General features: G+C 62.8%; 11 protein-coding genes. 6 read left to right on the top strand and 5 right to left on the bottom strand.

Annotated elements, in window-relative coordinates:
- Window positions 1–124: 124 nt before the first annotated feature.
- The 6 genes from ACEK02_RS18220 (at window position 125) to ggt (ending at window position 7,209) form a co-directional block, all read left to right on the top strand.
- The gene (locus tag ACEK02_RS18220) at window positions 125–1,024 is read left to right on the top strand and encodes an EamA family transporter (protein ID WP_371422984.1); all 900 of its coding nucleotides are present in this window, start codon (window positions 125–127) and stop codon (window positions 1,022–1,024) included.
- Window positions 1,025–1,114: 90 nt separating this feature from the next.
- Complete coding sequence (locus ACEK02_RS18215; protein ID WP_371422983.1) at window positions 1,115–1,876, top strand: thermonuclease family protein; 762 nt, start codon at window positions 1,115–1,117, stop codon at window positions 1,874–1,876.
- Window positions 1,877–1,995: 119 nt separating this feature from the next.
- Window positions 1,996–2,946, top strand: coding sequence for an AAA family ATPase (locus ACEK02_RS18210; RefSeq protein ID WP_371422982.1), 951 nt, complete (start codon window positions 1,996–1,998; stop codon window positions 2,944–2,946).
- 2 nt (window positions 2,947–2,948) lie between these two features.
- The gene (locus ACEK02_RS18205) at window positions 2,949–4,328 is read left to right on the top strand and encodes a VWA domain-containing protein (RefSeq protein WP_371422981.1); all 1,380 of its coding nucleotides are present in this window, start codon (window positions 2,949–2,951) and stop codon (window positions 4,326–4,328) included.
- 11 nt (window positions 4,329–4,339) lie between these two features.
- Window positions 4,340–5,551, top strand: a complete 1,212-nt coding sequence (locus tag ACEK02_RS18200; RefSeq protein ID WP_371422980.1) for an amidohydrolase family protein — start codon at window positions 4,340–4,342, stop codon at window positions 5,549–5,551.
- A gap of 68 nt (window positions 5,552–5,619) precedes the next feature.
- Window positions 5,620–7,209 (top strand): gamma-glutamyltransferase, encoded by a 1,590-nt coding sequence (gene ggt, locus ACEK02_RS18195; RefSeq protein WP_371422979.1) that lies wholly within the window; start codon window positions 5,620–5,622, stop codon window positions 7,207–7,209.
- Here the strand turns inward: ggt and ACEK02_RS18190 are convergent, their stop codons facing one another.
- From ACEK02_RS18190 to ACEK02_RS18170, 5 genes are all read right to left on the bottom strand, one after another.
- Complete coding sequence (locus ACEK02_RS18190) at window positions 7,210–8,808, bottom strand: class I adenylate-forming enzyme family protein (RefSeq protein ID WP_371422978.1); 1,599 nt, start codon at window positions 8,806–8,808, stop codon at window positions 7,210–7,212. It abuts the gene before it with no gap.
- Window positions 8,809–8,945: 137 nt separating this feature from the next.
- Window positions 8,946–9,890 (bottom strand): CDF family Co(II)/Ni(II) efflux transporter DmeF, encoded by a 945-nt coding sequence (gene dmeF / locus ACEK02_RS18185; RefSeq protein ID WP_371422977.1) that lies wholly within the window; start codon window positions 9,888–9,890, stop codon window positions 8,946–8,948.
- 12 nt (window positions 9,891–9,902) lie between these two features.
- Window positions 9,903–10,178 (bottom strand): metal/formaldehyde-sensitive transcriptional repressor, encoded by a 276-nt coding sequence (locus tag ACEK02_RS18180; protein WP_371422976.1) that lies wholly within the window; start codon window positions 10,176–10,178, stop codon window positions 9,903–9,905.
- 95 nt (window positions 10,179–10,273) lie between these two features.
- Window positions 10,274–11,809 carry a SpoVR family protein gene (locus tag ACEK02_RS18175; protein WP_371422975.1) on the bottom strand — a complete coding sequence of 512 codons (1,536 nt, stop codon included), beginning with the start codon at window positions 11,807–11,809 and terminating at the stop codon, window positions 10,274–10,276.
- On the bottom strand, window positions 11,806–12,438 hold a 633-nt coding region (locus ACEK02_RS18170), incomplete at its 5' end, for a DUF444 family protein (protein WP_371422974.1). The genes ACEK02_RS18175 and ACEK02_RS18170, both read right to left, overlap by 4 nt.

Below are 12,438 nucleotides of genomic sequence, written 5' to 3'. Positions count from 1 at the left end.
CGGATTGGAGGCGGTCGCGGGCGCATTGCAGGCATGGGCATGGGTCGCTTGACCCCAATGTCCTTGACCCAAAGGCGCGGCGCAGTCAGGTTCCGCGCCATCGCACGCGGACCCTTCCTGCCTCATGTTCACCATCGCATCGCTCTGGATACCCTTTACGATCATCGCCTCGCTGGGGCAGGTCGCGCGCAATGCCATGCAGCGCTCGCTGACCGGGCCGCTCGGCACCTGGGGCGCGACCAATATCCGTTTCCTGTTCGGCTTCCCGTTTTCGATCGTCTTTTTCGTGGTGATCATCCTGGCGACGGGTGACAAGGTGCCGTGGCCATCAGCCGAATTCTGGCCGTGGCTGCTACTCGGCGCGCTGAGCCAGATATTTGCGACGGGGCTCATGCTGGCGGCGATGAATGACCGCTCCTTCGTGGTCACTACGGCCTATCTCAAGACCGAGGCGATCCAGACCGCGATTTTCGGTTTCGTGTTTCTCGGCGATCATCTGACGGCGCTGAAGGTCGCGGCGATCCTGATTGCCACCATCGGCGTCGTGGTCACCGCGCTGCGATCCGGCGCGACCAGGGATATCGCCAGCATCCGGCCGACCGTGCTCGGGCTGGTCGCGGCGGCCGCTTTCGCGCTATCGGCCGTCGGCTTCCGCGGTGCGATCATCACCGTGCCGCGCGTGAGCTTCGTGACCGCGGCGTCCTATGCGCTGGTCTGGGCACTGTTCGTGCAAACGTTGATTCTGACCATCTATCTGCTGGCACGCGCGCCAAAGGTGCTGAGCGACATCCTCGGCCTATGGAAACCGTCGATGCTGGCCGGCTTCATGGGGGCGGCTGCCTCGCAATTCTGGTTCCTGGCTTTTGCGCTTACGGCCGCTGCGAATGTCCGGACGCTGGCGCTGGTCGAGGTGCTGTTCGCGCAGGCCGTCGCCTATTATTCGTTCAAGCAGCCCCTTTCGGCACGGGAATTGTCTGGGATCGCGCTGATCGTCGTTGGTGTGGCGATGCTGGTGGCGGTGTAACGGCGCGGTGCGTGTGATGTCTCTTTCGTGGGCGCTTCTGCTGCGATAGGACTGGTGGCAGCCTTCCCGTACCGCCCCGAGACGAGATCGATGCGTATCCTGCCTTTGCTGTTCCTGCTGCTTGTCGCCAGCCCGAGCTCGGCGGCTGAAGCAATCGTCAAGGACGGCGATACGATTCAGATCGGCAATGTCGTTTACAAACTTGCCGGCCTGGACGCGCCGGAGGTCGATCAGCCCTGTGTCGATGAACATGCCGACAACTGGGCCTGCGGCGTCGAGGCAAGGGACCAGTTGGTGAAATTGATCGGCAAGCGCGAGGTTCGCTGTGACGATCAGGGCGAGGACAAGATCTACAAGAACCGCCGCTCCGGTCTCTGCAGCATCGTTGGCGAGACGGGTAGCCTCAATCAGGCGGTGATCCGATCGGGCTATGCGGTGAGCGTCGAACCGTCGGACAAGGCAAGCGCCAAAACCAGCTTCAAACCAGATGAGACCGCTGCCAAGGAAAGGCGCCAAGGCCTGTGGCGCGGCTGTTTCGTGACGCCTGCGGAGTTCCGCAGCAAGGCCGCCGACAGCCCGTTACTCGGCTCGGCGTGCCGGAACGACAAGGACAGGGAGCTGCGCGCGGCACTGTTCCCCGTCGATCTCACGATGCCAACCGGCTGCAATATCCGGGCGAAACAGGTCCGCCGCGCCAAATTCACCGGCCATGTCGGCGTCTATCTCATTCCCCAGTGCCGGAATTATGCGACCCAGCCGAAGCCGGATCGCTGGTTCTGCAGCGAGGACGACGCCCGCGCCGCGGGTTACCGCAAGGCGCTCAATTGTCAGGCCCCCAGTCGCCGCAACTGAGCGATGAGCCGGTGGCGCTGGACGCAGCGGGCTGAACCACGTAGCAAATCAGGACGCCGGAACGAGCCGGGCTAGCACGCCACAGCTTATTCCAGCATGCGAAATCCGGAGTAAAGCGCGTGGCCGAGAGCAACAGTTCGTCAGCATCGATCGAAGCCGTTGAGCGCAGTCTGGCCTCAGCCGGCTATATCGCCAGCCGGCAGATCGCCACCGCTGTCTATCTCGCCGAGAAGATCGAGAAGCCGATTCTGGTCGAAGGCCCTGCCGGTGTCGGAAAGACCGAACTCGCCAAGGCGATCGCAGCCTCGCGCGGCCTCGAGATGATCCGCATGCAGTGCTACGAAGGCCTCGATGAGGCCAAGGCGCTGTATGAGTGGAAATACGCCAAGCAGCTGCTTTACACTCAGATATTGAAGGACAAGCTCGGCGAGGTGCTGGGCGGCGCCGATACGCTCGACAAGGCGCTGAATCAGCTGCATGATTTCGGTGACGTCTTCTTCTCCAAGGAATTCGTCGAGCCGCGCCCGTTGCTGCGCGCGCTGGAACAGCCGATGGGTTGCGTTCTGCTGATCGACGAAATCGACAAGTCCGACGCCGAATTCGAATCGCTGCTGCTGGAAATCCTGTCAGACTTCCAGGTCACGATCCCCGAGCTCGGCACCGTCGTGGCCATCGTACCGCCGACCGTGATCCTGACCTCGAATGGCGAGCGCGATCTTGGCGACGCGCTGAAGCGCCGCTGCCTGCATCTGCATATCGGCTTCCCTGAGCCGAAACTTGAAGAGCGGATCGTCGAGACACGTGTGCCCGGCGTGTCCGCGATACTGCGCAAGCAACTCGTCGGCTTCGTCAATCAGGTGCGCACGCTGGATCTGAAGAAACTGCCGTCCGTCAGTGAGACCATCGACTGGGCGAAGGTGCTGGTGCTGCTCGGCGCATCAGAACTTGGCCATGAGATGGTCAAGGACACGCTCAATGTCCTGCTGAAATACGAGGGTGATATTGAAGCGACACTGCCGCAGGTCTCGGGCTTCGTTGCCAAGGCCGGCCGGCAAGGCGTGTTTGGTTAGCGATGCGCGACACGCTGCATCGGTTCTTTCGGGCGGCGCGCGGCGCCGGTGTGCGGATTTCGCCTGCCGAAAGTATCGATGCGATGCGTGCCGTGGCCGAAGTGGGCCCCGCCGATCGCGCCATCCTGCGCGATGCGCTGCTGCTGACCATGGCGAAGTCCGGCGAAGAGAAAGCGGCGCTCGCTGCCTGTTTCGATACGTTCTTTGCGCATCCCGATTTCGAGCAAGCACCTGCGGCGAATGACGATGAAGACACCGGCGGAGGTAAAAACGAGACCAGCGCTGTCCCGGTCGACGGTTCGGCTCCGGGTGAAGCGCCCACCGCGCCCGAACTCGGTACGCTCGCGCAAATGCTGCTATCGCAGGACCGCGCCGCCATCACCGCCGCCCTGTCCAATGCCTCCAATGCCGCCGGCCTGACCAATATCCGCGTCTTCACCCAGCGGGGGCTGTTTGCGAGCCGGGTGCTCGAGCAACTCGGTGTCGGTCGCCTGCGCGACGATATCGACGCGCTCAGCGCCAGCAACTCGGGTGATGCAGAACGTTTGACGACTGCGCTCGGCAGCCTGCGCGAGACCGTCAGCGAGATGGTGTCGCAGGCCTTGCTGTTGTATGGCCGCGAGGAGAAAGAGGCGTTGCGCAACGAGATCCTGCGCAATGCACCGATGGCCCGGCTGGAGCAGCGGCAGATCGCGCAGATGCGCGTGCTGATCCGGCAAATGGCCCGGCGGCTGCGCGAGCGCTTCAGCAAGCCGCGCAAGCGCCAGCGCCGTGGTCATCTCGACGTCCGGCGCACCATCCGCCGCAATGCGGCGTGGGGTGGCGTGCCGTTCATGACGGCGTGGAAGCGCCGCCACCGCGACAAGCCGAAGATCGTCGCGATCTGCGACGTCTCGGGTTCGGTAGCGCAGGTGTCGGATTTCTTCCTGCTGCTGATCCACAGCCTGCATGAAGTTGTGTCCGATGTGCGCTCCTTCGCCTTCTCCGGCAACCTGATCGAAGTCAGTGAAGTCCTGGAGAAGAACAAACCTGAAGAGGCGATGAAGCAGATCATGTCTTCGGTCGGTTATGGCTCGTCCGATTATGGTCGCTCCTTCGTCGATTTCGAAAAGGGGTTCATGAGCGCGATTACGGCGCAAACCACGGTCATTGTTCTCGGCGATGCCCGCAGCAACAATCTCGATCCGCGCGCCGACATCCTGCGCCGCATCGGCGAGCGCTCGAAGCGGCTGGTCTGGCTCAATCCGGAGGGACGCATGGGCTGGGGCTTCGGCGATTCCGAAATGCCGCGTTATGCGACGTTCTGCAACGTTGTCCGCCAATGCGCAACGGCGCAGCAGCTCGAGCGCGCCGTCGCCGATATCGTGGCGACCTATCAATAGCGGAGGCTGGGATGGCTGGTATCGACACCGTGTTTACATCGGCGAAATTCGCCGATGGCAGCCTCAACGCGATTGCCGTCTGCGACGGTCGCATCGTGTCGATCGCACCGGCCAGTGATCCGGCGCCGCATGCTGCCGGCGCCGTTGATCTCGGCGGCACGCTGGTGATCCCGTCCTTCGTCGAGGGTCATGTCCATCTCGATACCAGTTTCTACGGCGACGTCTGGCGGCCGCATCAGCCCTATACCAACGGCTTCAACGTGCAGGAGCGCGTCGGCTTTCAGGCCGACAACATGGCCAAGGCCGCGCCGATGGCGGAGCGGGCGCGCAGCCAGCTCGAGCTTTGTCTCGGCCACGGCAGCACGCGGATGCGCAGCCATGTGATGGTCGACGGCTCGGTGGGTCTCAAATCACTGGAGACGATTCTCGCAGTGCGCGAAGCGCATCGCGATGTCATGGACATCCAGCTCGTCGCGTTCCCGCAGAGCGGCATCCTGCGCAGTCCGGGCACGCCGGATCTGCTCGATGCCGCCTTCGATCTCGGTGCAAACGTGATCGGCGGCCTTGATCCCGGCGGTTTCGACCGTGATGTCGAGAAACATCTCGATGTCGTGTTCGGTATCGCCGAACGCCGAGGTGTCGATGTCGATATCCATCTGCATGATCCCTCCATGCTTGGCATCTTCGAGATAGAGCAGATCTGCGCACGTACGCGGGCGCTCGGCATGAACGGCCATGTCGCCATCAGCCACGCTTATGCGCTCGGCGATGTCGCCCCCGATGTGGTTCAGCGCACGGCGGAAACGCTGGCGTCGAGCGGCGTCGCCATCATGACCAATGCGCCCGGCGCGCGGCCGTTTCCGCCGGTGAAGCTGCTGCGTGCGGCCGGCGTTACCGTATTCGGCGGCTGCGACAATATTCGGGACTCCTGGTGGCCCTATGGCGACGGCGACATGCTGGGCCGCGCGATGATGATCGGCTACCGCTCCGGCTTCAACACCGACGCCGATCTGACGCTGGCTTTCGACATTGTCACCGCCGGTGGCGCCGAGGCGCTGCGGTTGGATGACTGGGGCCTGCGGGTCGGCGCCAAGGCCGACTTCGTCGCCATCGATGCCCCGCATGTGCCGCAGGCCGTGGTCGATCTGCCGAGCCGCCGCGCGGTCTACAAGAACGGCCGGCTGGCCGCGCTGGATGGGAAAATCGTCGCCCGAAAGGCTTGAATCATTGGCTGGACGCGTTACGACTGCGCCCTACGCCGCTGGCATGCCACGAGTTCTGGAGACGATGAATGCTTGAAACACCGCGCTCGCGACGGGGTATGGTGACCTCTCCGCATCATCTGGCGTCGCAGGCCGGTCTCGATGTGCTCAAGGACGGCGGCACCGCCGTGGAAGCGGCGATCGCCGTGGCAGCCGCTCTGGCGGTGGTCTATCCGCATATGACCGGCATTGGCGGCGACGGTTTCTGGCTGATCGCCGAGCCCGGCAAGACCCCGACCACGGTGGATGCTTGCGGCCGTGCCGGCGCGGCGGTGGATCTGGCTTACTACGCCTCAAAGGGCGCTTCGGCGATCCCATTCCGCGGGCCGCTCGCCGCCAACACTGTCGCCGGCACCGTCTCCGGCTGGCAGAAGGCGCTGGACGTCTCAAAGCATTGGCAAAAGCCGATGGCGCGTGAACGCCTGCTGGAAAGCGCGATCTATTACGCCGAGAACGGCATCGTCGTCACCCGTAGCCAGTCGGAACTCACGACCGAGAAATCCGCGGAGCTAAAGGACCAGCCAAACTTCGCCGGGACTTTTATGCCGAACGGCCACGCGCCGGCTGAAGGCGATATCATGAAACTGCCGGCGCTCGCCGCGACGCTGAAGCGTCTCGCTGCCGATGGGTTCGAGAGTTTCTACAAGGGCAAGCTTGCGGATAGCATCGCCGCCGACCTCGCCAAGGTCGCGTCGCCTGTCACAGCGGCAGACCTGCAGAACCATCAGGCGACGGAGCGTCCGCCGCTGTCGACCACGGTGCGCGGTGCGCAACTTTTTAATATGGCGCCGCCGACGCAGGGCCTGTCATCGCTGATGATCCTGGCGATGTTTGATCGCCTCGGCGTCACCCAAGCGGAAGGCTTCGACCACATCCATGGTCTGGTGGAGGCCACCAAACAGGCCTTCATCGTGCGCGACGAACATGTCGGCGATCCCGATCACATGACGGTTGATCCCGCATCTTTCCTCGACAACGCCAAGCTGGACGAACTCGCGCGTCATATCGATCGCAAGGTCGCCTTGCCGTGGCCGCATGTCCGCAAGCCCGGCGACACCATCTGGCTCGGTGTCATCGACGGTCAGGGCCGCTCGGTCTCGTTCATCCAGTCGGTCTATTTCGAATTCGGTTCCGGCGTGGTGCTGCCGGACACGGGCATCTGCTGGCAGAACCGTGGTGCCTCGTTCCGCCTCGCCGAGAGTGGCTGGAACGCACTGAAGCCGAACCGCAAGCCGTTCCACACGCTCAATCCGGCGATGGCGATCTTCGATGACGGCCGCCGCATGGTCTATGGCAATATGGGCGGCGAGGGGCAGCCGCAGACGCAGTCGGCCGTGTTCTCGCGTTACGGCATGTTCGGCATGCCGCTGCAGCAGGCGGTGACGGCACCGCGCTGGCTGCTCGGCAAGACCTGGGGCGACGAGAGCGTTACGCTGAAACTGGAGGATCGTTTCGACCCCGCCTTGATCCAGCAGTTGCGCGATGCCGGTCACGTGGTGGAAGTGCTCGGCAGCTATACCGGCACCATGGGTCACGCGGGCGCGATCGTGCTGCATGAGAACGGCGTGCTCGAAGGCGCGACGGATCCAAGGTCGGACGGCGCCGTGGCGGCGTGGTGATCAGCCCGCCATCAGCTTGCGCAACTCGGTCTTCATGATCTTGCCATTGGCGTTGCGCGGCAGCGGTTCCTTCAGGAAGGTGATGGTGTCCGGCACCTTGTAGTCGGACAATCGCTCGGCGCAGTATTTCCGGATGTCGGCCTCGTTGCCGCCATCGGGGCTGTAGGCGAAGGCATGCACGCGTTCGCCCAGCACCGGATCGGGTTTGCCGATCACCGCGCTCTCGACGATGGCGGGATGATGCGACATCACGTTCTCGACCTCGGTGCAGTAGATCTTGAAGCCGGCGCGGTTGATCATGTCCTTCTTGCGATCGACCACAGAGACATAGCCGTCCGAATCGATGCGGCCGATATCGCCGGAGCGCCAATAGCCGCCGACGAAGCCGCTGCGCGTTCCATCCGGATTGTCCCAATAGCCGGGCACGACCATCGCCCCCGCGATCAGCAGCTCGCCATCCTGCCCGGTCGGCACCTCGCGGCCATCGTCATCGGCGACCACGATATGCGCGCCGGTCACCGGGCGGCCAACCGTGTTGATCTTGTTCGCAGGCGCGCCGGGCGGCAGGATTGTTGCTGGCGATGACGTCTCTGTAGAGCCATAGGCATTGCAGAGATTGAGGTCCGGCAATGCCTTGGCGAGCCGCTTGATGGTCGCTTCGGGCATCGGCGCCCCGCCGAAGCCGGCGATGCGCCAGGCCGACAGGTCATGGGTCTCGAAGTCCGGCTGCAGCAGGCAGAGATTATACATCGCCGGCACCATCAGTGTGTAGGTCATGCGCTCGCGTGCCGCGACGGCGAGAAATTCCGGCGCCTTGAAGGCCGGCAGGATGACGGTGGTGCCGGCGACATTGATGGTCGCAAGGATCAGCGCCACAAGCCCGGTGACATGCGAGGCGGGTACCGCCAACATGGTGACATCGCCGTCGCGCAGGCCATAGCCGTGCTGGAAATTGAGAACCGAGTGGATGATGCTCACATGGGTGAGCATCGCGCCTTTCGGATTGCCTGTCGTGCCCGACGTATAGAGCAGATAGGCGGTGTCTTCCTGATGAGGCTCGGGAAACGCCACGGCGGGCGCATCATTCATCAGTTCGCTAAATGATGTTGCCCGTCCGCTGCCGACCACCCATTGCCCGCGCAATTCGGCGCGCGGCTCCGGCAGGTTCATCTCGCAATCGGCGTCATAGACCAGCGCCGAGGCCTTGCACTGCTGCAGCACATAGTCGATCTCGGGCTTGCGCTGCCGCGTGTTGAGCGGGACGACGATCAGGCCGGCACGGCCGGCGCCGAGCGCGAGATAGACGAATTCCAGGCAGTTGCCGAGCAGCATGGCGATGCGCTCGCCTTTCTGGAAGCCGGCGGCGATGAGATTGCGCGCGATATTCTCGGCGATGCGGTCGAGCTCGGCATAAGTGACGCGCTGCGTGCCAAGCACCAGTGCTATGCCGTCGGGCTTGCGCGCGACGACGGCGCGCAACATGGCGTCGAGGCTCAGAGGACGGTCCAGGAAACAGGTGACGACACGGTCGTCATAGAGAACTTCGTGACGTGTCGCCGGCATCGAGGCTCCCGGCGCGATCTTTTCTTGCATGTCCATCCCAGACGTTTCTTGCACGCCACAATTGGCGCGACCGCCATTTGGCTGGCGATGATGACGTCAGGTTAATCAGCCATGCGGCGAAAGCCAACCCGCCTCGCCGCAGGCTCGTCGCGCGGGAGATGTGCGTCCGGCGCTTAGCGCGCTTCCACCGTCACATGCTGCAATTCATGCACGGCTGTCAGGCGTTGGCGCACCGCCTCGACGCTCGCTGCGCCGGCAAAGCCGACGATCGCGGCATGCGCACCGGGGCCGACGCGCCAGACATGCAGGTCGAAGATTCGGGCGTCGCCGGCGCGCTCAACCTCGTCGCGGATTTCCTGTTCGAGATGCGGGTCCGAGGTATCGAGCAGGACGGCTGAGGTGTCGCGCAGCAGATTCCACGCCCAGACGGCGATGACGATGCCGCCCACGATTCCCATTGCGGGATCTAGCCAGACCCAGCCGAGATAGCGCCCGGCAAGCAGGGCCGCGATGGCAAGTATGGACGTCAGCGCGTCGGCCATCACATGGACGACGGCCGACCGCATGTTGTTGTCGTCATGGCGTGCGTGATGATCGTGATTGTGGCCGTGGTCGTGTGCATGGTCGTGATGATGGTCATGGCCGTGATGGTGACCGTGACCACCCGACAGCAGGAAGACGCTGGCGATATTGACAGCGAGGCCGATGACCGCGACGAAGGTGGCTTCGCCGAAGGCTACGGGCGAAGGATCGAATAATCGAACGATGGATTCCACGGCGATACCGAGCGCAATAACGGCCAGGATCAGTGCCGAGGCAAAGCCTGCGAGATCTCCGACTTTACCGGTACCAAACGTAAAGCGGCGGTTGTGCGCGTTGCGCCGCGCAAAGGCATAGGCGCCTGCAGCGATGGCGAGCGCGCCAGCATGGGTCGCCATGTGAAACCCGTCCGCCAGCAGCGCCATCGAATTGAAAATCGTGCCGGCGATAATCTCGCCGACCATCATGATCGCCGTGAGCGCCACTACCCACAATGTGCGGCGGGTGTTTTCGTCGTGCCTGTCGCCAAGGAACATATGGTCATGGGACAGGGCATCGATGTCGCTGTGAATACTCATGACGGCCAGTCCTTATTTCGCGTAGCGCCGGATGGCGGCGATGAGTTCTTCGGCGCCGGCCGCACGGTTGTCCGTGCTGAGGTCGGGATGGGCGACATGTTCGCGGACATGGTCCTCGATCAGTTCATCCATCAGCCCGCTTACGGCGCCACGCACGCCTGCGACCTGATGCAGGATCGTGGCGCAGCCGGCGTCTTCGGTGATGGCCCTCTCAATGGCGGCCATTTGGCCGGCGAGCCGACGGACCCGGGCGAGCAGCTTGGTCTTGTTAGCGGTGAGATGCGACATAGGATAGTCCCCTACCCTATATTTCCTTCAAAGGAAAGTCCCCACCCGGCGAAAAGCCGGGCAGGGGAGTTTGCGGGAGAAAACGGAGGAGGCGATCAGGCCGCTGCGGCCATTACGCGGGGATGGGCGACGTGTTCCTTGAGCACCAGGCCGGAGGCATCGACCTCGGCGAGGGAGACGTCATAGCTCCAGAGATCGGCGAGATGCTGCAGCACCCGCTTGGCGTCGGCTTCATTGAGCAGGGCGCCATTGAGCACCGAGTGCTTCAGCATTAACCGGCGATCGCCGGCGAGGTCGACGTCCACCACTTCGATATTCGCGTCGATCAGGCCGACATCGTACTGACGGGCCAGCACACGTCGGACGCGACGATAGCCACGCTCGTCATGGATGGCGTCGACCCGAATGCCCGCACTCTCGGCAGGATCGTCATGCAGGTGGAACATCCGCATATGGCGCATCAGCCGTGGGCTAAGGAACTGGCTGACGAAGCTCTCATCGCGGTAGTTTGCCCAGATATCGCGGAGCACCGCCATCGCGTCGCCTTTGCCGGCGATATCGGGAAACCAGGCGCGGTCTTCGTCGGTCGGATCGGTAACGATTTTCTCGATGTCCTGCATCATCGCGAAGCCGAGCGCATAGGGGTTGAAGCCCGAGAAGCGCCGGTCGTCGTAATTCGGCTGGAACACGACATTGGTGTGGGATTGCAGGAATTCCAGGTAGTTGCCGTCCGAAATCTGCCCGCTCTGATGCAGCCGGGTCATGATGCGATAATGCACGTAAGTGGCCGTGCCTTCGTTCATCACCTTGGTCTGCCCTTGCGGGTAGAAATATTGCGAGATGTGCCGGACAATGCGCAGCAGCTCACGCTGCCAGGTTTGCAGCCGCGGCGCGGCTTTCTCCAGGAAGTACAGCAGGTTTTCCTGCGGCAGGCCGAGCAGGGCGCGTCGTCGCTCCGCGCTGAGCAGCGAGGCACTCTTCGTCGGCCCCACGGGCACCGTGCGCCAGAGATCGTTGAACGAGGTTTCTTCGTGGTTCCGGCGTTCTTTGGCGCGTTTTTCCTCGGCGCGCAAATCCAGCGATTTCTTGCCGGGATAGCGATCGACGCCGTGCGACATCAGCGCGTGAGCGGCGTCGAGCGTCTGTTCTACAGCGGCACGACCATGGCGTTCTTCACATTGTGCCACATAGCCCTTGGCGAAATCGAGATAATCAAGAATGCCGTCGGCATCTGTCCATTGCTTGAACAGGTAGTTGTTCTTGAAGAAGTGATTGTGGCCGAAAGCGGCGTGAGCGATCACCAGCGTCTGCATCGTCGCCGTGTTTTCCTCCATCAGGTAGGAAATGCATGGCGACGAGTTGATGACGATTTCATAGGCCAGACCCATCAGGCCCTTGCGATAGGATGCTTCCTGATGGGCGAATTGTTTGCCGAACGACCAGTGCTTGTAATACAGCGGCATGCCCACGGATGAGTAAGCATCCAGCATCTGTTCGGCGGTGATGACCTCGATCTGGTTCGGATAGACGTTGAGGCCGAGCTCCTTTTCGGCGATCTCCTCGCAGGCATCGTGAATGCGCTGCAATGTGACGAAGTCCCATTCGGCGCCCTGGTAGAGACGGTCTGTCATGGTGCCACCTCTTTGCCCGTGCGGCGTTGGAAGAGATCGTGGAACACCGGGAAAATCTCGCTGCGGTCGTTGACCTTGCGCATCGAGAGCGGCGCGCCTTCCGCGCGCAGCCGTTGATACAGCGTCCACAGCGAGGATTCCGACGTTTCGAACGGATGGCTGCCGCTTTCGCCAACTTCGAGATAGGCGAAGAACTGCGTCACCGGCAGGATCATGTCTTTCAGCAGGCGGCCGGAGAGATCGCCATCGGCATAGGAGTTGTCGCCGTCGGAGGCCTGCGCGGCATAGATGTTCCAGTCGGCGGGGCGATAGCGCGACTGCACGATCTCATGCATCGCCTGCAGCGCGCTGGAGACCAGCGTGCCGCCCGAAGCCGGGCCATGGAAGAAAGTCTGTTCGTCGACTTCCTCGGCGCGGTCGGTATGGCGGATGAAGACAATATCGACCTTGCGATAACGGCGTGTCAGGAAGACGTAGAGCAGCATGTAGAACCGCTTGGCGAGATCTTTCATGTGCTCGGACATTGAGCCGGAAACGTCCATCAGGCAGAACATGACAGCCTGCGCCACCGGCTTTGGCATGGTCTCGAAGCGGCGATAGCGGATATCGATGGGATCGATGAAGGGAAT

This window comes from Tardiphaga sp., assembly GCF_041424195.1.
In the GTDB taxonomy this organism is placed as follows: domain Bacteria; phylum Pseudomonadota; class Alphaproteobacteria; order Rhizobiales; family Xanthobacteraceae; genus Tardiphaga.
This window is presented reverse-complemented; position numbering and strand designations above follow the sequence as displayed.